This window comes from Streptomyces cinnamoneus (genome assembly GCF_002939475.1).
GTDB lineage: Bacteria > Actinomycetota > Actinomycetes > Streptomycetales > Streptomycetaceae > Streptomyces > Streptomyces cinnamoneus_A.
Genome location: NZ_PKFQ01000001.1, coordinates 2,871,141 through 2,896,097 on the forward strand (window position 1 = coordinate 2,871,141; position 24,957 = coordinate 2,896,097).

Genomic DNA, 24,957 nt, shown 5'->3' on the forward strand with positions numbered 1-24,957 from the left:
TGTCGCCGGTCGTCCTGCGGTTCACGCCCCACCCCTTGTCGGTCCTCCCCCACGGCTTTGTCGCCGGGCTCCACGCTAGGGAGGGGAGGTGGGTGCGGCCCATGGGACGGGCGGGTGTCTCGGGGTGGGGAAAGCCCTACCCCGCGCGGCCGCGGCGGGGCGCCGCCGCCTCCACGAGGAGCCAGCCGGCGGCGGCCGTCAGGACGGCGGCGGGGGCGGTGACGCGCACCGCGACGAGGACCGCCGTGTGGCCCTGGAGGAGGCCGCCGAAGCCGACCGTGGACAGGCCCAGCACGCCGAAGAGGGCGAGGGTGACGCCGAGGGCGGCCAGCGGGCCGGAGGCGCGGCGGGCCGTGGCGGCGGCCACCGCGGCGGAGGGCCGCTCCACCCGGCGGAAGACCGCCACCAGCACCGCCGTGACCGCGGCGGCGGCCGCGATCCGCAGGGGTGCCTGGGCCCACCAGGCGGCGCCCGCCGGCGCGGGCGGCGGCACGTCGAGGGCGAGCAGGACCCCGTAGACGCCGAGCATCGCGGTGAGGTGCCACAGGAACGCGGTCATCGCGACGCCGTTCGCGACGATCACCGCGCGCCACACGCGCTGCCGCGCCACGAGCCGGGCTCCCGGGCCGCGCAGCGTCTCGACGGCACCGACCAGCCACATGCCGTGGCAGAGCAGGGCGGCCGTGGGCGGCGACATGTTGCTGATCTTCTCGCCGGGCATGCCGACCATCGACAGGGGGTACGGGCCGAGGGCCACGAGCGCGACGGCCGCCGCGAGCCCGCCGAGGGCGAGCAGGGCCGGCAGGCGCAGCCGCCCGTCGGCCCGCAGGAAGCCCAGCTGGTGGACGGCCAGCCAGACGAAGGCGAAGTTGAGGAACGCGACGAAGGGCACGTCGGCCGCGAACCGCAGGACGTCCACGGCGACCGCCGCCGCGACGAGGGCGGCGAAGGCGCCCCAGCCGTACCGCTCGTGCAGGCGCAGCAGCGGCGGGGTGAAGGCGACCATCGCCAGGTAGATGCCGATGAACCACAGGGGCTGGGCGACGAGCCGGGCGGCGGTGTCCGCCAGGGCGCCCCCGCCGCCGAGGAGTTGCGCGGCGAGCGCGCCGGTGCCCCAGACGGCGATGAACACCATGGTGGGCCGCAGCAGCCGTTGCAGCCGGGCGCGCAGGAAGGCGGCGTAGGCGGGGCCTTGGGAGCGGCGGGTGAGGGAGCGGTAGGAGAGGGCGTGGGAGAAGCCGCCGACGAAGAAGAAGACGGGCATGACCTGGAGGACCCAGGTGACGGCCTGGAGCGACGGTTCGACGGCGAGGAGGTTGCCGACCTTCGTCCGGCCGTGCGCGTCGGTGGTGACGGCGGACATCAGCCAGTGTCCGAGCACGACGGTGGCGAGGGAGGCGACGCGCAGGAGGTCGACGTAGCGGTCACGGGTGGAGGGCGTCGCCGCGGCGAGGTCGTGCGCCCGGGTCTTCGAAGGCATGGGCGCACTCTCGCGCGCCGGCGCGCCGCGCACATGGGCGGGGGTACTCAGGTGCGGCTGAGTACGTCCCCCGCCCCGGCCTAACGGCGGGCGAGGACCGTCGCGCCCGGCACCGGTCCGGACGCCACCCGCACGGCGCGGCAGGTGCCGGAGGTCCGCAGGGCGTCCGCGACCTTCTCGGCCTCCGCCTCGCCGGAGACGAGGAAGGCCGTCGTCGGGCCGGAACCCGACACCATCGCCGCCAGCGCGCCGGCCTGCGTGCCCGCCGCCAGGGTGGCCGCGAGCGACGGCCGCAGCGACACGGCGGCGCTCTGGAGGTCGTTGCCCACCGCGGCCGCCAGCGCGCCCGCGTCACCGTCGCGCAGGGCCTGGAGCAGGGCTTCCGACGGCTCGGGGGCGGGCACCTCGGTCCCCTCCCGCAGCCGGTCGCACTCGGCGTAGACCGCGGGTGTGGACAGGCCGCCGTCCGCCACGGCGAAGACCCAGTGGAAGGCGCCACGGACGTCGAGCGGCGTCAGCAGCTCGCCCCGGCCGCGGCCCAGCGCGGCTCCGCCGACGAGGCTGAACGGCACGTCGCTGCCCAGTTCCGCGCAGATCTCCAGCAGTTCCTCGCGGGAGGCGCCGGTGCCCCACAGCGCGTCGCAGGCGAGCAGCGCGCCCGCGCCGTCGGCGCTGCCGCCGGCCATGCCGCCGGCGACGGGGATGTCCTTGTCGATGTGGAGGTGGACGTTCGCCTCGCGCCCGTACCGGGCGGCGAGGGCGAGGGCCGCGCGGGCGGCCAGGTTGGTGGCGTCGAGCGGCACCTGGGAGGCGTCCGGGCCCGTGCACGTCACGCGCAGCTCGTCGGCGGGGCGGACGGTGACCCGGTCGTGGAGCCCGACGGCCAGGAAGACGTTGGCCAGGTCGTGGAAGCCGTCGGGCCGCAGGGGGCCCACCGCCAGCTGGACGTTGACCTTGGCCGGGACGCTGACCGTGACGGAGGCGGTCACCGGGCGGCTCCCTTGTGCTCGGCGATGGCGGCGAACTCGTTGACGGTCAGCGCCTCGCCGCGGGCCTGCGGCGAGATGCCGGCGGCGACCAGGGCGGCCTCCGCGGCGGCGGCGGATCCCGCCCAGCCCGCCAGTGCGGCCCGCAGGGTCTTGCGGCGCTGGGCGAAGGCGGCGTCCACCACGGCGAAGACCTCCTCCTTGGTGGCCGTCGTCGCGATCGGCTCGGTGCGGCGCACCAGCGAGACGAGCCCGGAGTCGACGTTGGGGGCCGGCCAGAAGACGTTGCGGCCGATGGCGCCGGCCCGCTTGACCTCGGCGTACCAGTTGGCCTTGACCGAGGGCACGCCGTAGACCTTGTTGCCGGGCGCGGCGGCGAGCCGGTCGGCGACCTCGGCCTGCACCATCACGAGCGTCCGCTCGATGGTGGGGAACCGGTCCAGCATGTGCAGCAGGACGGGCACGGCCACGTTGTAGGGCAGGTTGGCGACCAGGGCGGTGGGAGGCGGGCCGGGCAGCTCGGCCACGTGCATGGCGTCGCTGTGCACGAGCGCGAAGCGGTCGGCGCGGCCGGGCATGCGCGCGGCGATGGTCGACGGCAGCGCCGCGGCCAGCACGTCGTCGATCTCGACCGCGGTGACGCGGTCGGCGGCCTCCAGCAGGGCGAGGGTCAGCGACCCGAGGCCGGGACCGACCTCGACGACGACGTCGTCGGGCCGCACCTCGGCGGTGCGGACGATGCGCCGGACCGTGTTGGCGTCGATCACGAAGTTCTGGCCGCGCTGCTTGGTGGGGCGGACCCCGAGGGCGGCGGCCAGTTCGCGGATGTCGGCCGGGCCGAGGAGGGCGCCGGACTCGTCTGTGCTGGGGGAGCTCACCCGTGAAGTTTACGGCCGCACACGGGCCACGGGCTCGCCCCCCGGCTGACGTACAGCTTCTTGGCCCGGAAGGTCTGCTCGGCGGCCGAGGCGTCCTGCGGGCGGCCGGTGCCGCCGAGCGAGTGCCAGGTGCGGGTGTCGAACTGGTACAGGCCGCCGTAGGTGCCCGAGGGATCGACGGCGCCCGGCCGGCCGCCCGCCTCGCACTGGGCGAGGCTCTCCCAGTTGAGGCCCTCGGTGCCGCGCACGGAGGTGGGGCGGGGTTTGGTGCCGACCCTGATGATCTCGGTACGGGGCGGTCTGACGACGACCGAGGAGATCTTCTTGGGCTTCTGCTGGACGCCGTTGACGGTGCGCAGCGCGTAGGTGACCCGCTCGACGCCCTTCTCGCCCTGCTGGGCGACGACCTCGGTGCCCTTGTAGAGCGTGGGGTCCTCGCGCCGCTCGGTGGCGTAGGGGATGGGTTCCTCCCGGACCTCGTCGTCGGCGGTGATCCGCATGACGGAGATCGTCTGGCCGTCGCGGGGGAAGCTCTCGGGGTCCACGGAGGTGGTGTCCTGGCCGTGCAGGCTGATGCCGGCCTGGTCGATGGCCTCGCGGACGGTGGCCGCGTTGGTGCGCAGGGTGCGCTCGCTCCCGTCGGCCATGAAGGTGATGGTGCGCTCGGTGCGGACGTCCAGGTCGAGGCCCGTGCGGCCGATGGGCGCGGAGCGCGAGGCGGACAGGTAGGCGCCCTCGGCGCGCACGCCGAGCTGGCGCAGGGCGCCGTCCACGGTGCGGGCGGTGGTCCACACCTGGCGGCGCTCGCCGTCGAGGGTGAGGGTGACGGGACGCCCGTAGCGGACGATGACCCGGTCGCCGGAGGCCAGGTCGTGCTGGGGGCCGGGGGCGACGATGTCGTGCTCGCCCACCCGCATGCCCTCGTCGTCCAGCAGTTCGTCCACGTCGTCGGCGAAGGTGTGCAGGGTGCGGGGCTTGCCGTCGACGCTGAGCTGGACGGACTTGTCGCTGGCGACGAAGGCGGAGGTGCCGCCCGCGAGGAAGGCGACGACGAGGGCCTGCGGCAGCAGCCGGCGCAGCGCCTCGGGCCGCTCGCGGGGCGTGGGGCGCTTGCGCCGGTCGGCCGCCGCGGCCCGTCGCGCGGCGCCGCGGCCCGTGGGCACGGCCTCCTCGGTCACCGCCCGGCCCTCCGTCCCGGGGGCGCCGCCGGTGCCCTCCGGCGGCCCGTGGTGGCCGGCCGCGTCGTCGCGCGCGGGCGTCCCGGGGCCGGCCGTCTGCCGGGGCAGGTGCGGCTGGCCGAAGGGGTCGTGGGGCGGTGGCCCGTAGGCGTCGGCGTAGGGGTTCTCGCAGGCCGTCCCGTACGGTGCGCCACCGTCGTACGGCGCGTACGGGTCGGGAAGGGCGCCGTACGGGTCGTGCGGCGCGTACGGGTCGAACGACGGCGTGCCCGTCGCGGCGCGGGGGCTGCCCGGTGCATGACTCACGACACTCCACTGGTCCGGCTAGGTCCGGGACTGTAGCGGAGCGGCGCTCACCCTCCAAAGTCGTATGGTCACACGGTGTCGCGTATCCGGGTGTCAGTACGCGAACGCCCGGGCGGTATTCGCGGCTACCGCCGTGGCCAGGGCGTCCTCGCTCACTCCCCTGACGGCGGCCATGGCCCGCAAAGTGACCGGAATGAGGTAGGGCGCGTTGGGCCGTCCGCGATACGGCGCCGGGGTCAGGAAGGGGGCGTCGGTCTCGACGAGGATCCGGTCGAGGGGGGCGACGGCGAGGGCGTCGCGCAGCGGCTGGGCGTTCTTGAACGTGATGTTGCCGGCGAAGGACATGTAGTAGCCGGCGTCCGCGCAGACCTTGGCCATGGCGGCGTCGCCGGAGTAGCAGTGGAAGACGACCGTCTCGGGCGCGCCCTCCTCGGCGAGCACGCGCAGCACGTCGTCGTGGGCCTCCCGGTCGTGGATGACCAGGGCCTTGCCGTGCCGCTTGGCGATGTCGATGTGGCGCCGGAAGGAACGTTCCTGGGCTGCCATGCCCTCGGGGCCGGTGCGGAAGCGGTCGAGGCCGGTCTCGCCGACGCCGCGCACCTGGGGCAGGGCGGCGAGGCGGTCGATCTCCTCGAGGGCGGCGTCCAGGGCGGCGTCGCCGCCGGGCTCCCGGGTCCCCTGCCGTGACCAGCCGTCGGGGTCGCCGAGGACGATGCGGGGGGCCTCGTTGGGGTGCAGGGCGACGGTCGCCCAGACGGATGCGTGGCGCTCGGCGGTCTCGGCGGCCCAGCGGGATCCCGCCAGGTCGCACCCCACCTGGATCACGGTGGTGACCCCGACGGACGCTGCCTTGGCCAGGGCGTCCTCGACGGAGGAGGCCTGCTGCATGTCCAGGTGGGTGTGCGAGTCGGCCACGGGCACGCTCAGCGGGGCCGGGAGCGGCGGAGGGGCGCCCTTGTCGTCGTTCTTCTTCCGCTCGCCGCCGGCCGGGGTGTGCTTCGATGCTGTTGCCGCCATGGACGCGATTCTAGAGATCGCGCGGAGCGCGGCTCACTTGCGGTGGAAGGGCTTGAGCAGATCCGACAGGTGCCAGTGGTGGCGGGGATGCGGTTCGTGCGAGCCGCCGTTCTGCAGGGGGCCGGTGGTCGCCTGGGGGAAGACCGAGGGCTTGGGCAGGTGCAGGGCGTCGGCGACCACGGAGACCTGGCCGGGGCGCATGATGCGCACCACGTGCTCGCCGCAGTTCTCGCACGTCGGGCGGGTCAGCGGGGACGGCACGCGCTTGTCGTCCGCGTAGTAGGTCACGAAGGGCTGGCCCTCCGCGTCGACGTGGTGCCGTATCTCGTAGGACTGTTCCCACGCGTGCGCACACCGCATGCAGGCGAAGGCGTAGGACTCGTACACCGTCTCGAACGGCTTGGGGCTCTGTGCGGTGGCGGTGTGCACCGGCCTTGCGGGCTGGACACCGCTCGCGATTCCCGCGGTCTCGCTCATGGCAGCTCCTCTTGTCCGCTGGACAAGTCTCTCCGGGATCGGACGTCCCACATCCAGGGAACGCCCATCCCGGCGATGGCGCAGCAGCCAAACCCGCGAATTGGGGCAAACTTGGCGACTTCATGCCCGAAGGCAGCGGCTGCCAGGCCCAAGCTTTGCTTTGAGGATCAGCCCTTTACCTTACGACGAGGTGGGTTGTGTGGCATTTTTTGCCGCCACGACGGCATCGAACACGTCCCTCTTGGGAAGGCCGGTTTCGGCCGCCACGGCTGCGATGGCCTCCTTGCGGCGCTCGCCCGCCTCCTCCCGGACCCTGACCCGGCGGACCAGCTCGGCGGGGGTCAGCTCCTCGGGGCCGCGCTCGGGGGCGCCCTCGACCACGATCGTGATCTCGCCGCGCACGCCCTCGGCCGCCCACGCGGCCAGCTCCTCCAGGGGGCCGCGCTTGACCTCCTCGTACGTCTTGGTGAGCTCCCGGCACACCGCCGCCCTGCGGTCGGCGCCCAGGACCTCGGCCATGGCGGCGAGCGTGTCGTCCAGCCGGTGCGGGGCCTCGAAGTAGACGAGGGTGCGCCGCTCGCCGGCCACCTCCCGGAGCCTGCCGAGCCGCTCGCCCGCCTTGCGCGGCAGGAAGCCCTCGAAACAGAACCGGTCCACCGGCAGCCCCGAGACGGCCAGAGCCGTCAGCACCGCCGACGGGCCCGGCACCGCGGTGACCTTGATGTCCCGCTCGACGGCCGCCGCGACCAGCCGGTACCCGGGGTCGGACACCGACGGCATCCCCGCGTCCGTGACCAGCAGCACCCGCGCCCCGCCGGCCAGGGCCTCGACCAGCTCGGGCGTACGGGCCGACTCGTTGCCCTCGAAGTACGAGACCACGCGGCCGGTGGTGTGCACCCCCAGCGCCTGGGTCAGCCGGCGCAGCCGCCGGGTGTCCTCGGCGGCGATCACCTCGGCGGCGGCGAGCTCGGCGGCCAGCCGGGGTGGCGCGTCGGCGACGTCGCCGATGGGGGTTCCTGCGAGTACGAGCGTTCCAGTCACGCCTCCATCCTCGCAGGGCCCGGGCCCTCCTACGGCCGGGCGACGAGCGTGATGGTGCGCACGCCGGCGACGGAGAGGAAGCGCGGCAGCGGGATTCCGCCCCGGTCCCGCCTGATCTGCATCAGCACGGCGTCCGCGCGCACGGGCCCGGGCCGGTAGGTCACCTCGTGGGGGCGCGCCGTGTTGCGCCACCGGTGCGTGCGGCCGTCACAGGTGGCCGTGGAGCCGCCGATGCCGTCGGAGCGGCCGTTCGCCACGACGTTGCTGCCGATGAAGACGGTGCCGCTTCCCCGGGGAACGGCACAGCGGTAGGTGCCGGTGAGGGTGATGGTGCCGTCGTGGTCGATGGCGCCGGTCTGGTCGAGGGTGAGGGCGTTGCCCGGCACTCCGGCGGCGCCCGGCGCCAGGGCGACGGTGGCGGCGGTCAGGGCGGCGGCCGTGGCGGCGGCGCCGAGGGCGTCCTTGATGCGCATGGGTGGGGGGCTCCTTCTCATGACGGGTGGATCGCGAGGGATACCGGATACCCGAAGCCGGGGCCCGTTCGTCCGACCGTCACCCGCCCGTGGCGCGTCCCGCCCGCCCCGTGGCGCCCAGGGGGTGTCCCCTAACCGCCGTGCAGCATCAGCCCGATGCCCGCCACCATCAGCCCGGCCGCGGCCACCCGGGGCGCCCCGAAGCGCTCCTTCATGAACACCGCGCCGATCCCCGCCCCGACCAGGATGGACGACTCCCGCAGCGCCGCGACGGGTGCGAGCGCCGCCCGGGTCTGGGCCCACAGCACGAGCCCGTACGCGAAGACGGACAACAGGCCGCCGGCCAGCCCGCGCACGGCGAACGGGCGCACCTGCGCGAGGAACCCCCCGCGCCGGGTGCCCACGGCGTACGCCGGGATCACCAGCCCCTCCAGGATCATCAGCCAGGCGATGTAGCCCAGCGGCGAACCGGAGGCCCGCACGCCCAGGCCGTCGACGACCGTGTAGGCGGCGATGGCCAGGCCCGTGGCGCAGGCCGCCCCGACGGCCGTCCAGTCGGGGCGCGCGCCCGAGCCCCGGATGCCCCACAGGGCCAGGCCCACCAGGCCGGCCGAGGCGACGGCGACGCCCGCGAGCTGCGGGCCGTCGGGGAGTTCGGCGGCGAAGACCGCCGCGAGGGCGGTGACCGCGAGGGGCGCGGTGCCGCGGGCGATCGGATACATCTGCCCGAAGTCGCCGAGGGAGAACGATCGCATGAGCAGGCCCTGGTAGACGACGTGCAGCAGGGCCGAGACGAGCAGGCAGGGCCACGCCCCGGCGTCCGGGGCCGGGGCGAAGGGCAGCAGCGCCGCGCCGCAGAGCGCGCCGCCGCCCCCGACCAGGGTGAAGGCGACGAGCTGGTCCTTGATGCCGTGCGCGACGGCGTTCCAGCTGGCGTGGGCGACGGCGGCGACGAGAACCGCGACGACGACGAGCGGGGTCATGCGGCACGCCCGCGCGCACGCCGGCCCGTGGGTATCGGAAGGCTCATGGCGCCTGACGCTAGCGCTCGTTGTACGGGCCACGCGATGTCGTCCGCGTCACGCGCGGGGTTGCGCGCCGGCGCGCCGGCCGCGTCACCGCGCGCGCAGCACCGCCGCGACGAGCGGCCCCGCCGAGTCGCCGCCGTGTCCGCCCCGCGGGACCACGGCGGCCGCCGCGAGGTCGCCGCGGTAGCCGGTGAACCAGCCGTTCGGCGTGGTCTGGCCGTCGACCTCCGCCGAGCCGGTCTTGGCGCCGACGTCCCCGCCGAGTCCGGCCATCGCCTTGGAGCCCGTCCCCGAGACGGCGGTCAGCCGCATCATCGAGCGCAGGTCGCGGGCGGCGTCGTCGGGCAGCGCGCGGGGGGCCCGGGCCAGCTGGCGTCCGTCGACCGAGGGGTCCACGAGGTAGGGCTGGCGGAACGACCCGCTGCGCACGGTCGCGGCGACCGAGGCCATGTTCAGGGGACTCATCTGCACCCGGCCCTGGCCGATCATCGCCGCGGCCTTGCCCGCCCCGCCGTCGGCGGGCACCTTGCCGTCGAAGGTGGCGATGCCGGTCTTCCACTCCAGGCCCAGGCCGAAGACGTCCCTGGCCTCGGCGGCGAGGGCGTCGTCGGAGAGCTGGCCGGCAAGGGAGACGAAGGCGGTGTTGCAGGAGGCCGCGAAGTCCTGGGCGAAGGTGGCGCCGGGGTTCTCGCTGTGCTCCACGTTGTGGAACGTCATGCCGTACGTGGCGGTCTTCGGACACGGCAGCGGCTTGCCGGGCGTGGCCTTGCCCTGCTCCAGCAGCAGCGCGGACGTGACGATCTTCATCGTGGAGCCGGGTGCCGTCTGGCCGGAGACCGCCGGGTTGAACTCGGTCTTCTTGGCGTTGGCGAGGGCCAGGATCTCGCCGGTGCTGGGTCTGACCGCGACGACGGAGGCGTCGTCGTGCCGGCTCACGGCGGCCTCGGCGGCGCGCTGGACGGCGGCGTCGATGGTGGTGGTCAGCTTGCCCGGAGTGCCCTTCGACACCACGTGCAGGGTCTTGGGCTCGGCCTGGGCCGCGGCGCCGGCGGTCTCCACGCGGACCTCGACGCCCGGCTCGCCGCCCGCCTTCTCGCCGAACCGCTTGCGCAGTTCCGGCAGGACGGAGGCGAGCGAGGGGAAGTCCTCGGGCTTGAGCTCGTTGCCGTCGCGGTCGACGGCGGTGACCGGTGCCGTCCGCGTGACACCGGTGTGCAGGCTCTGGCCCTGGGTGAGTTCGGGGTGCAGGACGGCGGGCTGCCAGTCGACGAGCGGGCGGCCGCTGGTGCGGCCCCTGGTGACGGTGAGCGCCGAGTCGTAGGACCAGGTGGAGCGCTGCTTGCCGAGGGCGATCTCGGCGGTGACGGAGAACGGCACCTTGGCGCCGGTGGCGGTGCCCTGGCGGAGCGTCACCTTCTCCACGTGCGCGGCCTCGCGGTAGCCGGTCAGCGCGGTGCCGGCCGCCTCCGCGTTGTCGGTGAGCGCGGCGGCCTTCTCCGTGTCGCCCGCCGCCCACGCGGTCAGGAAGGCGCGCGCGGTCTCCTCGGTCTCGCCCGCCGACGGCGGCCCGGTGCGCTCGGGCGCGGCCGCGGCGTTCGTACCGGAACCGCCGCCCGCGACGGCGTCGACGATGTTGTAGGCCCCCAGCCCCGCCGCGCCCGCCACCGCGGCGGCCACGGCGCCTATCGCGATCTTCGCTCCCCTGCGCATGGTCCCCTGCCCCCTCCTGGTTTTAATCACCTGATCAAAACGCCGGGACGGCACTCTACGGGACAGGGCCGGCGAGCCGGAGCGAATTGGCCGGAAGCCACCACGGGCCGCGCCGAGCCCACCGGACGCCGGGACCGGCCGTCAGATCCAGGTGTCGAACCACATCCGGTTCCGCCAGGCGTCCATGGGAATGGCCTGCCCGGTGTAGATCGGGAAGAAGTAGATGAAGTTCCAGGCGATGAGGAGGACGAGCGTGCCCGCGCCGACCGCGCCCGCGACCCGGCGCCGCTCCGAGGACCCCGGCGGGCCGAGGAGCGCCCCGATGAGCAGGGCCACGGCCAGGCACAGGAACGGCACGAAGACCACCGCGTAGAAGACGAAAATCGTCCGCTCCTGGTACAGGAACCACGGCAGGTAGCCGGCCGCCACCGCGCCCAGCACCGCGCCCGCCCGCCAGTCGCGCCGCAGCGCCCAGCGGTAGAGCAGGTACACCAGCGCGAAGCACGCCGCCCACCACAGCAGCGGGGTGCCCAGCGCGAGCACCTCGCGGGCGCACTTGTCGGCCGCGTCCGCCGGGCAGCCGTCCTGCCCGGCCGCGGGCGACTCGTAGAAGTACGAGACCGGGCGCGACTGGACCAGCCAGCTCCAGGGGTTGGACTGGTAGGTGTGCGGAGAGGTGAGGTGGGTGTTGAACTCCCAGACCTGCTTCTCGTAGTGCCACAGGCTGCGCAGCGGGTTGAGGATCCCGGCGAGGAGGCCGTCGGCGCTCTGACCGCCCTCGGTCTCCGCGTAGTGCCGGAGGTAACCGCTGTGCTGCCAGCCCGCGGTCTTGTCGTACGTGCCGCTGTTGACGAACCATCCGGTCCAGGAGGCGAGGTACACCCCGAGCGCCACGGGCACGGTCGCGAGGAACGCCCACGGCACGTCGCGCCGCAGCGTGGAGAGCCAGGGCCGCCGGGCGCCGGCCAGGCGCCGCGAGCCGACGTCCCACAGGACGGCCATCAGCCCGAACGCGGCCAGATAGACGGCGCCGTTCCACTTCGTGGCGAAGGCGAGCCCCAGCAACACGCCGGCGGCCAGCCGCCAGGGCCGCAGGCCGAGCCGCGTTCCGTCCCCGGCCCGGGCGTCGGGAGGCACGGTCCCGTCGGGCCCCTCCGGCAGCGCCGCGGCCAGCCGGGCCCGCGCCTTGTCCCGGTCGACGAGCAGGCACCCGAAGGCGCCCAGCACGAAGAACATCAGCACCGAGTCGAGCAGGGACGTCCGGCTCATGACGAAGTGCAGGCCGTCCACGGCGAGCAGCCCGCCCGCGAGGCAGCCGAGGAACGTGGACCGGAACAACCGCCGCCCGATGCGGCACAGCATCAGCACGGACAGCGTGCCGAGCAGCGCCACCATGAAGCGCCAGCCGAAGGGGTCGAGGCCGAAGAGCCACTCGCCGGCGCCGATGACCCACTTGCCGACGGGCGGGTGGACGACGTAGGCCGCGGCGTCGGCGACGTCGGTGTGGCCGGCGACGATCTGGTCGTTGGCCTCCTTGGGCCAGTTGACCTCGTAGCCGTACTTCCACAGCGCCCAGGCGTCCTTGGCGTAGTACGTCTCGTCGAATATGACGGCCTTGGGGCTGCCCAGGTGCCAGAACCGGATCAGTCCCGCGAACAGCGCCACCAGCAGGGGCCCCAGCCACCCCATGGACCGTGCGAGCAGCCGCGCGAGGCCCGGGCCCGCCCCGGCGGCGGCCCACAACCGCGTCCCCGGCTCGGGGTACGGCGGTACGAGCCGCTCCCGCACATCGGGGTGCGCCGGGCGGCCCGCGTAGCCGAAACGGCGCAGTCTGCGCTGCCACGGGGGCGGCTGCTCGGCTGCGGTCCGGCCCTGCCGGGCTTGCGTCGCGGTGTCACTGCTCACCGCGCCATCGTAGGGAACGACCCTGTGAGAGTCCCGGGCGCGCCGCGCGCGGAGGGGTGCGGGGGCCGGAGGGAGTTCCGGGACGAGCACCGCCCCGGAGCGCCATCCGCGCTATCTTGGGCTTGCTGTACAGCGAAGTGCCCGTCACGGAGCCTGAAGCCCCGTGACGGGCGGCCGAAGAGCTTGGCCGTCGGGGCCTAATGGGTATAGGCCCCGCCGGTCAAGCCCTGCCGACCACGATCAGGATCAGCGCGACGACGGCGACAAGCAGCTCCACCCACGGTGTGACCGCTTTCGCCCAGCGCTTCCCCTGTATCCCAGTTGACCGACGGCTTCGGCCTTCGGTGACGCGGCATCGTGCACCTTTCCCCGGGTCGGAGGCCCGCCTGCTGCGAGACTCCACGAGGGAGCCTCGGACACGGCGGCCACCGGCCCCCGCCCCCGAGGCCCCTGGCTGGAGTCCCGAACGTGGGCGAGCCGACCCGAGGGTCAGCATGGTGCGACGTGGCCCGTCACGGGGAGAGACTCTAGGCCTGGCGCACACCAACGCGCCCCGGATCGCGGGAATGTGACGACGTCGGGCACTCGTCCGAGTGGTCCTCGGCCGTACCCCCTCCGCGGAACGGAAATGCGCCCACGCCCCGGCGGGCGGGTGGGCCGTCCGGTCTGCCCGGGGCGTGGGGGCGGGGGCGGCGGCCCGTGGGGCCGCCGGGGGCTGTTCGCCCGGTCAGTAGCTGATCATGAACAGTACCCCCGTCGCAGCGCCCCCCGCAGCCCCAGGTTCGCGACGAGGATCCCGCCGTCCACCGGCAGCGTCACCCCCGTGATCCACCCGGCGTCCTCCGACGCCAGGAAGGCCACCGCGGCCGCGACGTCCTCCGGACGCCCCACCCGCCCCAGGGGGTAGTGCGCTGCGGCGCGTTCCAAGGACGCCTCCCAGCCCTCCCAGTTGGGCGTGCGGACCGTGCCCGGCGCGATGAGGTTGACGCGCACGCCCCGGGGCGCGCACTGGCCCGCGAGGGTGCGCGTCAGGCTGGCCAGGCCGGCCTTCGCCGCGCTGTAGGCGTGGTTGCCGAAGTCCTGTTCGCCGTTGACCGAGCCGATGTTGACGACCGCCCCGCGCCCGCCGGCGGCCGCCAGGTGCGGCATCGCCGCCCGCACGCAGCGGAAGGCGCCGGTCAGGGTGATGTCCACGTCACGGGACCACACCTCGTCGGGGTAGTCCTCCACCAGCGGCGGATCGGGGTGGCAGGACAGGGCGTTGTTGACCAGGACGTCGAGGCGGCCGAACCGTCCGACCGCGTGCGCCACCGCCGCGTCGACGGCGTCGCGGTCGCCGACGTCGCAGGTCAGTGCCTCGGCCGTGAGCCCCGCGGCACGGATGCGGGTGGCCGCCCGCCGTGCGCGCGGGCCGTCGGCGTCGGTGACCAGGACCGCCGCGCCCTCGGCGGCGAGGCGGCGGGCCACGGCCTCGCCGATGCCCCGCCCCGCGCCCGTGATCAGTACCGCATAGCCCTCGAAGCGTGCCGCTGCCGGTGCCATGCGGGCAGCATTACCCCGCCAGGGAGCGCGCAACCGCGCGGACGAGCGCCTGGGCGCGCGGGTCCGCGGTGACGTTCTTCTGCATGCCGTTGGTCACGTAGCCGAAGGAGACGCCCGACTCGGGGTCGGCGAAGGCCAGCGAGCCGCCGCGGCCGGGGTGGCCGAAGGAGCCGGGCGCCAGCAGCGGCGAGGCGGGGCCGTGGAGCATGTAGCCCAGGCCGAAGCGCGTGTTCACGACCAGGACGCGGTCCGGGCCGGCCGACTCCTCGGTGCGGGCCAGGGTCAGCGTCGCCGGCGCGAAGAGACGGCGGCCGCCGTCCACGACCCCGATGAGCGAGGCGTAGAACCGGGCCAGCGCGTCCGCCGTGGCGATGCCGGCCGAGGCAGGGAGTTCGGCGGCCCGGTACGCGGCGTCGTTCTCGTCGGCCGGCGGGTCGATGGCGGCGAAGGCACGGCGGGTGAGCGAGGCCGGGTCGCGGTACGCGTCGGAGACCGAGGCCTTGGGGCGCACCCGCAGGCCGGCCGAGGCGGGCGCGGCCGGCGCCGGGGCGTCGGCTATCCGGCCGACGCGCTCCCGCTCGGCGTCCGGCAGCCCTATCCACAGGTCCGCGCCGAGCGGCCCGGCGATCTCCTCGGCGACCCACGTGCCGATCGACCGGCCGGTCACGCGCAGCACCAGCTCGCCCAGCAGCCAGCTGTAGGTCTGCGCGTGGTAGCCGTGGTCGGTGCCGGGCTCCCAGGCGGGGGCCTGCCCGGCCAGCGCGCGGGGGCCGCTGACGCCGTCGGCGGCCTCGGCCGGGGTGAGCGGGACGTCGAGAGCGGGCAGCCCCGCGCGGTGGGCGAGCAGGTGCCGTACGAGCACCCGCTCCTTGCCCGCGGCCTTGAACTCCGGCCAGTACGTGCCCACGGGCGCGTCGAGGTCCACCTGTCCGCGCTGGTGCAGCAGGAGCAGCACGGCCGCGGCCACGCCCTTGGTGGCGGAGCGCACCACCTGCGCGGTGCCCCGCTGCCAGGGCTCGCTGCCGCCGTCGGCGTCCTTCGCCCCGCCCCACAGGTCGACGACCTTGCGCCCGTCCCGGTAGACGGCCACGGCCGCGCCGCGCTCGCCGCGCCGGGCGAAGTTGTCGGCGAAGGCGTCCCGGACCGGTTCGAAACCGTCCGCCACCGCGCCCTGGACGTCCACCACTGTCGTTCCGCTCCTGTGTTTCCGAGACAAATCCGTCCTCCATGGTGCACGACGGTCTACGCGTGGAGAACCGGGGGCCGGTGCCGACGCCTCCGGTCATCCCGCCGCGTCAGCGTCCGCCGGCCGTGGCCGGACGCGCGGCCACCGCCCCCGGGTCGAAGCCGAACGGCAGCTCCAGGCGGTGGGCCCGCATCAGGTCCTCGTCGCGGAGCAGGTCGCCGGTGGGGCCGTCGGCCGCGATGACGCCGTCGCTGAGCACCACGGACCGCTCGCACAGCTCCAGCGCGTAGGGCAGGTCGTGGGTGACCATCAGCACCGTCACGTCCAGGGACCGCAGGATGTCGGCCAGCTCGCGCCGGGAGGCCGGGTCGAGGTTGGAGGAGGGCTCGTCGAGGACGAGGATCTCGGGCTCCATGGCGAGGACGGTGGCCACCGCCACCCGGCGCCGCTGGCCGAAGGAGAGGTGGTGCGGGGGCCGGTCCGCGAAGGCGGCCATGCCGACCCGCTCCAGGGCCGTGCGCACGCAGGCCTCCAGCTCGGCGCCCCGCAGCCCCGCCGCCGCCGGGCCGAAGGCGACGTCCTCGCGGACGGTCGGCATGAACAGCTGGTCGTCGGGGTCCTGGAAGACGATGCCGACCCGGCGCCGGATCTCGGCGAGGTTGCGCTTGCCGACCGGCAGGCCGGCGACCCGCACCGTGCCCGCGCCCCCGCTGAGGATGCCGTTGAGGTGGAGGACGAGCGTCGTCTTGCCGGCGCCGTTGGGCCCCAGCAGGGCGACGCGTTCGCCGCGCCCGACGGTCAGGTCGACGCCGAAGAGGGCCTGGTGGCCGTCGGGGTAGGCGAAGGCGAGGCCGGAGACCTCCAGGGAGGCGGGAGTGGTCATGGGGTGGTGTCCTTACTGGTCGCAGGGGGCGTGGGCGGGCGTTTCGGCGATCAGGCGATCAGGGCCGTCCCGGTGGCGGCCCAGGCCGCGCCGCACACCCCGAGCGCCGCCAGCGGCAGGGCCGCCGCCCGGGCCCACTGCGCGCGCGTGGCCGTCACCTCGTCGATCACGGGCATGGCGCCCGTGTAGCCCCGGCTGACCATCGCCAGGTGGACCCGCTCCCCGCGTTCGTAGGAGCGGATGAACAGCGCCCCGGCCGACTTGGCCAGCACGCCCCAGTGCCGCACGCCGCGGGCGGTGAAGCCGCGCGATTCGCGGGCGATGCGCATGCGGCGCATCTCGTCGGTGATGACGTCCCCGTAGCGGATCATGAAGGAGGCGATCTGGACCAGCAGCGGCGGCACACGCAGCCGCTCCAGCCCCAGCAGCAGCGCGCGCAGCTCGGTCGTCGAGGCGAGCAGGACGGAGGCGGCGACCCCCAGCGTGCCCTTGGCCAGGATGTTCCAGGCCCCCCACAGTCCGGCCTCGCTGAGCGAGAGGCCGAGGACGTGCACCCGCTCGCCGCGCGCCACGAACGGCATCAGCAGCGCGAAGCCCACGAAGGGCACCTCGATCAGCAGCCGTCGCAGCAGGAAGCCCGCCGGTGTCCGCGCCGCCACCGCGACGGCCGCCAGCAGCAGGGCGTACAGCCCGAAGGCCCACACCGCCTCGCGGGGCGTGGTGACGACGGTGAGGACGAAGCAGAGGACCGCGGCGATCTTGCAGTGCGGCGGCAGCGCGTGCACGGGCGAGCGCGCGTGCCGGTAGAGCTTGTGGCTGTGTCCCGCGCCCATGTCAGACGGCCTCGGTCTCGGGTACGGAGGCCGCGGCGGCCCGGTCGCGGCGGCGGCGGAGGACCACGAAGACGCCCGTGCCCACCGCCAGGGTCGCCCCGACGCCGATCACGCCGGCCAGGCCGCCCGAGAGGCGCTCGTCGCCGACGTCCTTGACCTGGTAGTCGGCGAGCGGCGAGTCCTTGGCGGCGTGCTCCTCCTCCTTGCTGTCGATGCCCTTGTCGTGGGCCACCTTCTCCAGGCCGTCGGGGCTGGTGGAGGCGTAGTAGCTGACGAAGCCGGCGAGGGCGAGGGCGGCGACGAGGCCGGCGGCCAGGACGCGGCGGTGGGAGCGGGGGGCGGCGGCCGGCTCCTCGGGCCGCGCGATCACGGTGCCGTCGGCCGTGCGCAGCTCCAGCGGGCGGGCGAGGCCGCGCGCGCCGTGCACCAGGTCGGGCCGTACGGCCATCACCGCGCCCACCGTCAGCGCGGTGATCGCCGCCTCGCCGATCCCGATGAGGACGTGCACGCCGGCCATGGCGGTGAAGACCGTGCCGATCGGCACATCGGTCGTGCCGCCCAGCGCGTAGATCAGCGTGAAGGCGCAGGCCGCCGCGGGGACGGACACCAGCGCGGCCGCGAAGGCGGCGGCGGTCACCGACGGGCGCCGCCGGGGCAGCACCTTCACCAGGCCCCGGAAGACGGCGTAGGCCACGACGGTCGTGACCACGGCCATGTCGCTGACGTTCACGCCGAGGGCCGTCAGGCCGCCGTCCGCGAACAGCACGGCCTGCATCAGCAGCACCACGGATATGCAGAGGACGCCGGTGAAGGGGCCGACGAGTATCGCCGCCAGCGCCCCGCCCAGCAGGTGACCGCTCGTACCGGCCGCGACGGGGAAGTTCAGCATCTGCACGGCGAAGACGAACGCCGCCACGAGCCCGGCCAGCGGTGCGGCCTTGTGGTCCAGCTCCCGGCGCGCCCCCCGCAGGCTCACCGCCACGGCCGCCGCCGCGACGGCTCCCGTCGCCAGGGAGACCGGGGCGTCGACGAATCCGTCGGGTACGTGCATGGCGAGCTCCGTCCGTTCATGCCTCGCTCGATTGGTTCAGTCGTGAACCGTCCTGGTGAACCGCTCGATGATAGGGGGGCACTGCGAAAAGGTCGCAAGAGCGTGCACGGCGCTCCTGCGCGCCCCTTGCTCAGCCCCACGCCCGCCAGAGGTGGCGGACGGGCGCCTCTCCCCAAATGCTGGGCACGGGAGGTACGTCACGATGACCACCACCACGCCCGCACCCCAGGCCCCGCCCGCCCCGCCGGTGCTGAGCCGCCGCCGGACGAACCTCGTCTTCGTGACGATCGTGCTGGGCATGCTGCTCGCCGCGCTCGACCAGACGATCGTCTCCACCGCCCTGCCGACGATCGTGGCGGACCTGGGCGGCGGCGGGCACATGGCGTGGGTGGTGACGGCCTACCTGCTGGCCGAGACGGTCTCGACCGTCCTGGTCGGCAAGTTCGGCGACCTCTTCGGACGGAAGGTCGTCTTCCAACTGAGCGCGGTGGTCTTCGTCGGCGGCTCGGTCTTCGCGGGCGCGGCGACGAGCATGCCGATGCTGGTGGCCGCGCGCGCCGTGCAGGGCGTCGGCGGCGGAGGCCTGATGGTGACGGCCATGGCCCTGATCGCGGACGTGATCCCGCTGCGCGAACGCGGCAAGTACCAGGGGGCGCTGGGCGCCGTCTTCGGCGTGACGACCGTCGTGGGGCCGACCCTGGGCGGGGTCTTCACCGACCACGCCACCTGGCGCTGGTGCTTCTACGTCAACGTGCCCGTCGCGATCGTCATGGTGGTCATGGCCGCGCGCACCGTGCCCGCCGTCCGCCCGGCCGTGCGACCGGTCATCGACTACCCGGGCATCGTGCTGGTGGCGCTCGGCTCCTCGGCGCTGGTGCTGGGGCTGGAGTGGGGCGGCAACCGGTACGCCTGGAGCTCGCCCGTCGTCGTCGCCCTGTTCGCGGCGGCGGCCGTGCTGCTCGCCGCCTTCGTCGCGGTCGAGCGACGGGCCGCGGAACCCATGCTGCCCATGCACCTCTTCCGCACCCCCGTCTTCACGGTCTGCTCGGTGCTCAGCTTCATCGTCGGCTTCGCGATGCTCGGCTCGATGACGTACCTGCCGACGTACCTGCAGTTCGTCGACGGCGACTCGGCCACCCTCTCGGGCGTGCGGGCCCTGCCGCTGGTCGCCGGGCTGCTGGGGGCGTCGATGATCTCGGGCACGGTGGTCGGCCACACCGGCCGCTACCGCGTCTTCCCGATCGCCGGCACGGCCGTCATGGCCCTCGGCCTCTTCCTGATGTCGACCATGGGCGCCTCGACCGGCGTGTGGCTGGAGTCCCTCTACATGTGCGTCCTGGGCGTCGGGCTGGGCTTCGCGATGCAGGTGCTCACCATCGCCGTCCAGAACACCGTCCCGTACCACGAGCTGGGCTCCGCCACCTCGGGCGTGACCTTCTTCCGCACCCTGGGCAGCGCCTTCGGCACGGCCATCTTCGGCACGCTCTACACCAACCAGCTCGTGCCGAACCTGCGGGACGCGCTGGCGCGGGCGCCGGGGGTGCCGCTGTCCGCGGTGCAGAGCCCGCAGGCGCTCGCCGCGCTGCCGGCGGCGCAGGCGCGCCCGGTCGTCGACGCCTACGCCGCCACGGTGAACTACGTCTTCCTCTGGATCGTGCCCGTCGCCCTCGTGGGCTTCGTCGCGGCCTGGTTCCTGCGGGAGGTCCCGCTGCGCGACAGCGCGCGGGCCGGCGCCTCCGACCTGGGCGAGGCGTTCTCCGCCCCCGACTCCGCCGAGGCCGACCGCCAGCTGGAACGGGCCGTCGCGAGCGTGCTGCGCAAGGCCGGGGCCGTCCCGGTCGGCCGCGGCGTCCTCGCCCGGTCCGGCAGCGCCCTCGACCCGGTCCTGGCCTGGACGCTCGGCCAGATCCACTGGCGCCTGCGCGTGCGCGGCGAGGCCACGCTCTCGTCGGTGGCCACGGCCCACCGCATGCCGCCGGAGGTCCTGGAGCCGGCCTTCGCCCGAGCGGCCGGGGCCGGCTACGCCCGTATCGAGGGCGACCGGCTCTTCCTCACGCCGGCCGGCGAGAGCGAGGTCGCCCGTCTGGCCACCGCCTGGCGCGCCTGGCTCGCCGCCCGCCTGGACGACTGGGACCTGACCGACGGTGAGGACCGCGCCCGTCTGGACCGCGCCCTGGACGTCATCGCGGAGCGGCTGCTGGAGGAGGACGAGCACGCGCAGGAGCGGCTGCCCGTATGAGGGACGCCCCTCGGGCCCGACAGGGTGAATTCCTGCCGGAAAACGCATAAATCGCGAAAAGAAGTGCACTCGGAGTGCCCGTCCCACCTCAACGGGTGCCGAAGGAGAGAACATGCGCCGAGTCCGGAAGCCGAGTGCCACCTCCGCCGTCTCCGCGATATCCGCCGTCGCACTTCTGGCCGTCCTGCCGGGCGCCGCCGTGGCCGCCGGGCCGCCGGCCGGGCCCGACGCCGCCGCCCCCCGGCAGCACGGCCCGGCCGGGCACGGCGCCCGCGCGGCGAACGCGCCGCAGGACTACGCAGAGGCCGCCTGCGAGGGGCCACCCCCGGAGGAGGGGGACGTCTACACCCGTCCCCCCACCACGTCGCCGCACAGCACACCCCCCAAGACCTCGCAGAAGGGCACGGCACCGCAGGGCAGCACCCCCCCGCAGCAGGCGAAGGGCGCCGCGCCCAAACGCCCGGCGAAGAAGCCCGCGAGCCGCCGGGCCCTCCCCCACAAGTGGCCCCGGGGCGTCCCCGGCCGTGACGAGGCCGTGCGCATGCTGGACGACCTGACCGTCCGGCCCTTCAACGGCAAGGGCTACGACCACAGGCTCTTCACCGGCTCCAGCTGCTGGGTGCAGCACGGCGTCGACCGGTGCACCACCCGCCAGATCGCCCTCAGGTTCCACTCGGTCACGCCGGTGAAGCTGGACGGCCCGTGCAAGGTCGTCGGCGGCGAGTGGCACAGCGAGTACGACGGCAGGACCATGGCCGACCCGCTGCACCTCGACGTCGACCACGTCGTGCCGCTGCGGAACGCGTGGGGCTCCGGGGCGAGCGCGTGGTCCTTCGAGGAGCGCCGCGAGTTCGCCAACGACCTGGTCGCCTCCCCGCAGCTGATCGTGGTGTCCACCTGGAGCAACCGCGCCAAGGGCGACAAGGGCCCGGACCAGTGGCTGCCGAAGGGCGCCGAGTGCACCTACAGCCGGGCGTGGATCGGCGTGAAGGACTACTACCGGCTGAGCGTCACCCGGGCGGAGAAGGACAAGCTGCGGCAGGTCCTCGACACGTGCCCGCTCTGAACGGCCGCTACAGCGCCGCGCGGCTCCCCGTGCTCACCGGGGTGCTCGCGCGGGCCGCCCGGGAGGCGTCGGCGGCCACCTGGCCGGCCGTCAGGACGTAGCCCGTCTCGGCGTCGGCCGTCGAACGGGCGAAGACCACGCCGTACACCTTGCCGCCCGGCGTCAGCAGCGGGCCGCCGGAGTTGCCCGGGCGGACCGTGGAGCGCACGGAGTAGACCTCGCGGGTGGTGACGCCGTCGCCGTAGATGTCCTGGCCCTTGGCCCTGACCTCGCCCGCGACGACGGCGGCGCGCAGGTCGAGGCCGCCGTTCTCGGGGAAGCCCGCGACCACGGCCGCGTCGCCGCGGCCGGCGGACGTGTCGAAGGGCAGCACGGGCGCGTCCAGGCCCGGCACGTCGAGGACGGCCACGTCCGTGCGCGGGTCGAAGAGCACGACCTTCGCCTTGTACGCCCGCCCGACGCCGCCGACCCGTACGGTCGGGTCGTCGACGCCCGCCACGACGTGCGCGTTGGTCATCACGTGCTCGTGGGCGTAGACGAAGCCGCTGCCCTCCTGGCCGCGCCGGCCGCCGCCCACGTCGGCGACGCCCTCGACCTTGACGACGCTCCTGCGGGCCGCCGTCTTCGCGGCGGCGGTCACCGCGTCCTCGGAGGGCTTGGGGACGCTCGTGGCCGGCTCGTTCTCGAAGGGGTTGAAGACCTGCGGGAAGCCGGCTCCGGCCAGCGCGTCCGTCGTCCGGCTGAACCACGTGGGCGCCTGCTCGGGCATCGCCTCCTGCACCGCGCCCAGCAGCGTCGACTCCCTGATCTGCCGGGTGAGCAGCGGGGAGTTCGCCGAGACGAGCACGCTCGCGGCCACCCAGCCCACCAGCAGCACGGCCAGCGAGTTCACGGCCGCGCCGCCCACGCCGTCGACGCCCCGCACGGGCGCCCAGGTGAGCTTGCGCCGAAGGCGCCAGGCGAGCCGTCCGGCCAGGGCGTGGCCGAGGGCCGCCGGTATGAGCACGACCAGCACGGCGACGACGGCCGCCGTGCTGGTCCCCGCCTCGAAGGGCTCCAGCGCGTGGGGCAGGGCCCAGACGCCGAGGACGGCGCCGCCGAGGAAGCCGGCCAGCAGGACGGCGCTCGCGATCAGGCCCCGGCGGTAGCCGGAGACGGCGTAGCCGAGGACGACCAGCATCAGGAGCAGATCGAGCAGGTTCAACGCGGAGCCCTTTCGTCGCGCACGCGTCCCCCGCCGCGTCCACAGGTGTGGACTTGGAAGAACGCGGGTTCACGCGCCACCGGTTCCCCTTCGTGGCGAATTCATGGCGTACGCCACGTGCGCGCCGGCGGCGCCGTCCCGGGGAAACGCCGGCGGGGCCCGGGTTCCGTCGTGGAACCCGGGCCCCGCCGCTTCGAGCCGGCCGGTCCTCAGACGCGGACCGGTTCGCGGTCCTCGTCGGACTCGGCGGCCGGGGCCTTCAGGCTCTTCTGCAGGCCCTCGCCCTCGACGTCCACGTTGGGCAGCGCCTTCGCCAGCCAGCCCGGCAGCCACCAGGCCGACCGGCCGAGCAGCGCCAGCACCGCCGGCACGATCGCCATGCGGACGACGAACGCGTCGAAGAAGACCGCGATGGCCAGGCCGAAGCCGATCATCTTGATCATCGGTTCCGAGGAGCCGATGAAGCCCGCGAAGACGCTGATCATGATGACCGCGGCGGCGGTCACCACGCGGGCGCCGTGCCGGAAGCCGGTGACGACGGCCTCACCGGGACGCTCGCCGTGGACGTACGCCTCCCGCATCCGGGTCACGAGGAAGACCTCGTAGTCCATCGCGAGGCCGAAGACGACGCCCACCATGAAGATCGGCATCATGCTCATGATCGGGCCGGTCTCCTCGACGCCGAACAGCCCGCCGAGCCAGCCCCACTGGAAGACGGCGACCACGGCGCCCAGCGCCGCGACGACCGACAGCAGGAAGCCCAGCGCCGCCTTGAGCGGGACCAGCACGGACCGGAAGACGACCATCAGCAGCAGGAAGGCCAGGCCGACGACGAGCGCCAGGTAGGGCAGCAGCGCGTCGTTCAGCTTCTGCGAGACGTCGATGTTGACGGCTGTCGTGCCGGTGACCAGGACCTCGGCCCCGGCCTCGGAACCGGCCGCCCGGCCCTTGTCACGGATGGCGTGGACGAGGTCCTCGGTCTCCGAGCCGCTGGGCTTGGACTTCGGCACGACCGTGATGATCGCCGTGTCGCCGGCCTCGTTGAAGTGGGCCGGGGTGACCACGGCCACGTCGTCCAGGCCCTTGACCGTGTTCACCACGGACTCGGCGGCGGCCTGGTGGTCCTTGCTGTGCGCCGCGTCGACGACGAGCATCAGCGGGCCGTTGAAGCCGGGGCCGAAGCCCTCGGACAGCAGGTCGTACGCCTTGCGCTGGGTGGTGCTCTGGGGCTGCGAGCCCTCGTCGGGCAGGCCCAGCATCAGCGAGCCCGCGGGCACGGCGATCGCGCCCAGGCCCAGGACGCCGGCGAGCAGCACCACGACGGGGCGGCGCAGCACCAGACGGGCCCAGCGGGTGCCCATGTTGGGCTTCTGCTCGGCGGACACGTCCGTGCCCTCGGCCTTGCGGACCTTGCGGGCCAGCACCTTGCGGCCGGCGAAGCCCAGCAGCGCGGGGATGAGGGTGAGCGCGATGAGCACCGCGATGGCGACCGTGAAGGCGGCCGCGACGCCCATCTTGGTCAGCATGGGGATGTTGACGACCGCGAGGCCGGCCAGCGCGATGACGACCGTCAGACCGGCGAAGACCACCGCGGACCCGGCGGTGCCGACGGCCCGGCCGGCGGCGTCCTCGCGCTCACGCCCCTCGGCGATCTCCGCGCGGTAGCGGGAGACGATGAAGAGGGCGTAGTCGATGCCGACCGCGAGGCCGATCATCGTGGCGAGGGTGGCGGTGTTGTTGCCCAGGTCGAGGGCGGAGGCGACCGCCGCGATCGAGGAGACGCCGATGCCGACGCCGATGATCGCGGTGAGCAGCGGCAGCCCGGCGGCCACCAGCGAACCGAAGGTGATCAGCAGGACGACGGCCGAGATGGCGATGCCGATGATCTCGGTGGAGCCGCCCTCGGGCATGGCCTGGAGGGCGCTGCCGCCGGTCTCCACGGTCAGCCCGGCGTCCCGGCCGGCGTCGGGCGCGGCCTTCAGCTTGTCGCGCGTGTCGTCCGTCAGCTCGTTGGCCTTCACCTTGTAGGTGACGGACGCGTAGGCGATGTCGCCGTTCTTGCTGACGCCGTCGCCGGCGAACGGGTCGGCGACGGCGGCCACCTGGGGGCCGCCCAGCGCGCCGACGACCTTGTCGACCGCCGCCTTGTTCCCGGGGTCGGTGATCTTCTGGCCGCCGGGGGCCTTGAAGACGATGCGCGCGGTGGCGGCGTCCGCCTTCATGTCCGGCATGCGCTTCTCCAGCAGGTCGAAGGCGCGCTGCGCCTCCGTGCCGGGTATGGAGAAGTTGTCGGTCGCCTTGGAGGCGGTGGCGGCGCCCGCGCCGGCGAGGACCAGCAGCAGCACCCAGGTCAGGGCGACGTACCAGCGGCGCCTGAAGGCGAGCCGGCCGAGTTTGTAGAGGAACGTGGCCACGAGGCGTTGTGCTCCCGTCGGGTCGGAGAGTGGTGAGAACCGGTGGTGGACCAGCCCGAC

20 protein-coding genes are annotated in these 24,957 nt (G+C 74.3%); 2 read left to right on the forward strand and 18 right to left on the reverse strand.

Translation table 11 applies throughout. The annotated features are described in order from the left end of the window. Positions 1–136: 136 nt before the first annotated feature. The 16 genes from CYQ11_RS12280 to CYQ11_RS12355 form a co-directional block, all read right to left on the reverse strand. Positions 137–1,480: an acyltransferase family protein gene (locus CYQ11_RS12280; RefSeq protein WP_099199590.1), complete on the reverse strand. Its 1,344-nt coding sequence runs from the start codon at positions 1,478–1,480 to the stop codon at positions 137–139. Between the two features lie 80 nt (positions 1,481–1,560). Next, positions 1,561–2,469 (reverse strand): 4-(cytidine 5'-diphospho)-2-C-methyl-D-erythritol kinase, encoded by a 909-nt coding sequence (locus CYQ11_RS12285; protein ID WP_099199589.1) that lies wholly within the window; start codon positions 2,467–2,469, stop codon positions 1,561–1,563. After that, a complete protein-coding gene (rsmA, locus tag CYQ11_RS12290) occupies positions 2,466–3,344 on the reverse strand; it encodes a 16S rRNA (adenine(1518)-N(6)/adenine(1519)-N(6))-dimethyltransferase RsmA (RefSeq protein ID WP_099199588.1) in 879 nt (292 codons plus the stop codon). The genes CYQ11_RS12285 and rsmA overlap by 4 nt, the downstream gene beginning before the upstream one ends. Beyond that, on the reverse strand, positions 3,341–4,828 hold the full coding sequence (locus tag CYQ11_RS12295) for a resuscitation-promoting factor (RefSeq protein WP_099199587.1): 1,488 nt from the start codon (positions 4,826–4,828) through the stop codon (positions 3,341–3,343). The genes rsmA and CYQ11_RS12295 overlap by 4 nt, the downstream gene beginning before the upstream one ends. 93 nt (positions 4,829–4,921) lie before the next feature. Then, entirely contained in the window at positions 4,922–5,845 is a 924-nt protein-coding gene (locus CYQ11_RS12300) for a TatD family hydrolase (protein WP_099199586.1), read from the reverse strand. Positions 5,846–5,878: 33 nt separating this feature from the next. Continuing rightward, positions 5,879–6,322 (reverse strand): hypothetical protein, encoded by a 444-nt coding sequence (locus tag CYQ11_RS12305; protein ID WP_181143647.1) that lies wholly within the window; start codon positions 6,320–6,322, stop codon positions 5,879–5,881. A 180-nt stretch (positions 6,323–6,502) separates the two neighbouring features. Next, a complete protein-coding gene (rsmI, locus tag CYQ11_RS12310; protein ID WP_099199585.1) occupies positions 6,503–7,363 on the reverse strand; it encodes a 16S rRNA (cytidine(1402)-2'-O)-methyltransferase in 861 nt (286 codons plus the stop codon). A gap of 29 nt (positions 7,364–7,392) precedes the next feature. Then, on the reverse strand, positions 7,393–7,836 hold the full coding sequence (locus tag CYQ11_RS12315) for a DUF6299 family protein (protein WP_099199584.1): 444 nt from the start codon (positions 7,834–7,836) through the stop codon (positions 7,393–7,395). Positions 7,837–7,967: 131 nt separating this feature from the next. Beyond that, entirely contained in the window at positions 7,968–8,819 is an 852-nt protein-coding gene (locus tag CYQ11_RS12320; RefSeq protein ID WP_099199583.1) for a DMT family transporter, read from the reverse strand. Between the two features lie 132 nt (positions 8,820–8,951). Then, positions 8,952–10,574, reverse strand: a complete 1,623-nt coding sequence (locus tag CYQ11_RS12325; RefSeq protein WP_099199582.1) for a penicillin-binding transpeptidase domain-containing protein — start codon at positions 10,572–10,574, stop codon at positions 8,952–8,954. A gap of 141 nt (positions 10,575–10,715) precedes the next feature. Then, complete coding sequence (locus CYQ11_RS12330; RefSeq protein WP_099199581.1) at positions 10,716–12,479, reverse strand: dolichyl-phosphate-mannose--protein mannosyltransferase; 1,764 nt, start codon at positions 12,477–12,479, stop codon at positions 10,716–10,718. A gap of 738 nt (positions 12,480–13,217) precedes the next feature. Then, positions 13,218–14,021: an SDR family NAD(P)-dependent oxidoreductase gene (locus tag CYQ11_RS12335; protein WP_099199580.1), complete on the reverse strand. Its 804-nt coding sequence runs from the start codon at positions 14,019–14,021 to the stop codon at positions 13,218–13,220. Positions 14,022–14,031: 10 nt separating this feature from the next. Next, on the reverse strand, positions 14,032–15,207 hold the full coding sequence (locus CYQ11_RS12340) for a serine hydrolase domain-containing protein (RefSeq protein WP_099199579.1): 1,176 nt from the start codon (positions 15,205–15,207) through the stop codon (positions 14,032–14,034). A gap of 109 nt (positions 15,208–15,316) precedes the next feature. Then, entirely contained in the window at positions 15,317–16,090 is a 774-nt protein-coding gene (locus CYQ11_RS12345; protein WP_099199578.1) for an energy-coupling factor ABC transporter ATP-binding protein, read from the reverse strand. 50 nt (positions 16,091–16,140) lie between these two features. Then, complete coding sequence (gene cbiQ, locus CYQ11_RS12350; RefSeq protein WP_099199577.1) at positions 16,141–16,923, reverse strand: cobalt ECF transporter T component CbiQ; 783 nt, start codon at positions 16,921–16,923, stop codon at positions 16,141–16,143. Between the two features lies 1 nt (position 16,924). Continuing rightward, the gene (locus CYQ11_RS12355) at positions 16,925–17,974 is read right to left on the reverse strand and encodes an energy-coupling factor ABC transporter permease (protein ID WP_099199576.1); all 1,050 of its coding nucleotides are present in this window, start codon (positions 17,972–17,974) and stop codon (positions 16,925–16,927) included. A gap of 202 nt (positions 17,975–18,176) precedes the next feature. Between CYQ11_RS12355 and CYQ11_RS12360 the strand changes: the two genes are divergently transcribed. Continuing rightward, positions 18,177–20,213, forward strand: coding sequence for an MDR family MFS transporter (locus tag CYQ11_RS12360; RefSeq protein WP_099199575.1), 2,037 nt, complete (start codon positions 18,177–18,179; stop codon positions 20,211–20,213). A 112-nt stretch (positions 20,214–20,325) separates the two neighbouring features. Next, a complete protein-coding gene (locus CYQ11_RS12365) occupies positions 20,326–21,279 on the forward strand; it encodes an HNH endonuclease family protein (RefSeq protein ID WP_099199574.1) in 954 nt (317 codons plus the stop codon). Between the two features lie 7 nt (positions 21,280–21,286). Here CYQ11_RS12365 and CYQ11_RS12370 read toward each other — a convergent pair whose 3' ends face one another. Beyond that, positions 21,287–22,483, reverse strand: a complete 1,197-nt coding sequence (locus tag CYQ11_RS12370; RefSeq protein WP_099199573.1) for a MarP family serine protease — start codon at positions 22,481–22,483, stop codon at positions 21,287–21,289. A 209-nt stretch (positions 22,484–22,692) separates the two neighbouring features. Continuing rightward, complete coding sequence (locus tag CYQ11_RS12375; protein ID WP_099199572.1) at positions 22,693–24,897, reverse strand: MMPL family transporter; 2,205 nt, start codon at positions 24,895–24,897, stop codon at positions 22,693–22,695. Positions 24,898–24,957: the final 60 nt, after the last annotated feature.

Coding starts and splice junctions, on each gene's coding strand:
- CYQ11_RS12280 (WP_099199590.1), bottom strand. CDS start 1,480: ATGCCTTCGAAGACCCGGGCGCACGACCTCGCCGCGGCGACGCCCTCC.
- CYQ11_RS12300 (WP_099199586.1), bottom strand. CDS start 5,845: ATGGCGGCAACAGCATCGAAGCACACCCCGGCCGGCGGCGAGCGGAAG.
- CYQ11_RS12355 (WP_099199576.1), bottom strand. CDS start 17,974: ATGCACGTACCCGACGGATTCGTCGACGCCCCGGTCTCCCTGGCGACG.
- CYQ11_RS12345 (WP_099199578.1), bottom strand. CDS start 16,090: ATGACCACTCCCGCCTCCCTGGAGGTCTCCGGCCTCGCCTTCGCCTAC.
- CYQ11_RS12320 (WP_099199583.1), bottom strand. CDS start 8,819: ATGACCCCGCTCGTCGTCGTCGCGGTTCTCGTCGCCGCCGTCGCCCAC.
- CYQ11_RS12315 (WP_099199584.1), bottom strand. CDS start 7,836: ATGCGCATCAAGGACGCCCTCGGCGCCGCCGCCACGGCCGCCGCCCTG.
- CYQ11_RS12360 (WP_099199575.1), top strand. CDS start 18,177: ATGACCACCACCACGCCCGCACCCCAGGCCCCGCCCGCCCCGCCGGTG.
- CYQ11_RS12335 (WP_099199580.1), bottom strand. CDS start 14,021: ATGGCACCGGCAGCGGCACGCTTCGAGGGCTATGCGGTACTGATCACG.
- CYQ11_RS12365 (WP_099199574.1), top strand. CDS start 20,326: ATGCGCCGAGTCCGGAAGCCGAGTGCCACCTCCGCCGTCTCCGCGATA.
- cbiQ (WP_099199577.1), bottom strand. CDS start 16,923: ATGGGCGCGGGACACAGCCACAAGCTCTACCGGCACGCGCGCTCGCCC.
- CYQ11_RS12325 (WP_099199582.1), bottom strand. CDS start 10,574: ATGCGCAGGGGAGCGAAGATCGCGATAGGCGCCGTGGCCGCCGCGGTG.
- CYQ11_RS12305 (WP_181143647.1), bottom strand. CDS start 6,322: ATGAGCGAGACCGCGGGAATCGCGAGCGGTGTCCAGCCCGCAAGGCCG.